Origin of the sequence: Kitasatospora sp. NPDC036755, from assembly GCF_040636595.1 — a bacterium.
Lineage (GTDB): Bacteria > Actinomycetota > Actinomycetes > Streptomycetales > Streptomycetaceae > Kitasatospora.
On sequence record NZ_JBEZUT010000669.1, the window covers coordinates 1 to 1,477 of the forward strand.

General features: G+C 75.8%; 1 protein-coding gene and 1 pseudogene. Both read left to right on the forward strand.

Going from position 1 to position 1,477, the window contains the following annotated elements; genetic code table 11:
- Positions 1-1,303, forward strand: a pseudogene (locus tag AB0E96_RS41100) (family 2 glycosyl transferase); the annotation flags it as partial.
- Between the two features lie 6 nt (positions 1,304-1,309).
- Positions 1,310-1,447 carry a hypothetical protein gene (locus AB0E96_RS41105; RefSeq protein ID WP_359831942.1) on the forward strand — a complete coding sequence of 46 codons (138 nt, stop codon included), beginning with the start codon at positions 1,310-1,312 and terminating at the stop codon, positions 1,445-1,447.
- Positions 1,448-1,477: the final 30 nt, after the last annotated feature.

The following is a 1,477-nucleotide window of genomic DNA, read 5'->3' on the forward strand; positions in this document are numbered from 1 at the left end:
GGTGCCGATCGGCAGCTGCTCGGCGACCACGGAGGCGAAGTCCGCCTCGCCGTCCGTCCGTATTCGCTCGGCCAGGCGGTCCAGCAGCCCGGCGGGCGGCTCGGTCCGCTACACCGTGCTGCGCGGCGCGGGTCTGACGCTCGGCCAGGCCGAGTCCACCACCGACCCGGCGACCGGCACCCAGGACGGCCTGAACAAGATGGTCGGCAGCCTGCTGGCCGGCTCCGGCGCCGACCAGGCGAGTGCCCTGGCCGGCTACGGCATCGCCTACGTGCTGGTCCAGCAGCCGGTGATCGACGTCTACAAGGACGTCCTGGACACCACCCCCGGCCTGGTCAAGGCCAACCAGGACGGTGCCGCCGCGCTCTGGCAGGTCAACGGCACCCCCGCGGTCCGCGCGGTGATCACCGCCCCGGGCGCGGCCCCGGTGGTCGTCCCGTCCGGGGCCCGCGACCTGTCCGCCACCGTCCCGGCCGGCCCCGACGGCCGGGTGCTGCGGCTCGCCGAGTCCGCCGCCCCGGAGTGGAAGGCCACCGTGAACGGCACCGCGCTGGAGCCCACCACCGTCGACGGCTGGGCGCAGGGCTTCAAGCTCCCGGCCGCCGGCGGCAAGCTGGCCGTCACCCGGGAGGACGGCGCCGCCCACACCGGCTGGATCTGGGCCCAGGTGCTGCTCGGCCTCACCATCCTGGTGCTGGCCCTGCCCGGCCGCCGCAGCCACAAGGACGACGACCTGCCCGAGGAGGCGGTCGCCGCTGCGGCGCTGGCCGCCGCCGCCCAGGCGCAGGCCCCCGCCCCCGGCAGCCGCCGGGCCCGCCGGATGGCGGAGCGCGGCGAGGGCACGGACGGCGCCGAGGGCGGTGACGACGAGTCCGGGGTGTACGACCGGCCGGGCGCGATCCCGGCGCAGCCGGTCGGCGAGCCGGTGACCGGAGCCGTCCAGGCGGCCGCCGCGATCCAGGACGCCGAGCAGTTCACCGACCCGTACCAGGCGTACCAGCAGGCCGACCCGTACAGCTACGACCAGTACGCGGCCCAGCAGCCGGTCGCCGCGCCGTACGGCGGCCGGACGTACGACGGCCACGGCTACGAGGGCTACCAGCAGCAGGGCTACGAGCAGCAGCCGTACCAGGCCGAGCAGCCGTACGGCTACGACGCCCAGGGGTACGACGGCAGCCAGCAGCAGCCGCAGCAGCCGCAGCAGCCCTGGCTGCCCGGGCAGCAGGGCGGCGAGCCCTACTACGACCCGAACGACCCCAACGGCCCCGGCCGGTACCCGCACCAGCACGGATCGGGGAACTGACCCGCGATGAAGAAGCCCGCGATGAAGAAGCCCGCGTTCAGGAAGAAGTCCGGCGCCGGAGAGGCCGCCGGGCCGGCCGGGCCCGCCTTCCTCACCACCGAGGCCTACGCCCGCCACCTCGTACGAGTCCGCACCGCGGCCTGAGCCGCCCAACCACGGAGGGAGCGCACCATG

Excerpts from the sequence above, each read along its gene's own strand:
- AB0E96_RS41105 (WP_359831942.1), top strand. The coding sequence starts at position 1,310 with ATGAAGAAGCCCGCGATGAAGAAGCCCGCGTTCAGGAAGAAGTCCGGC.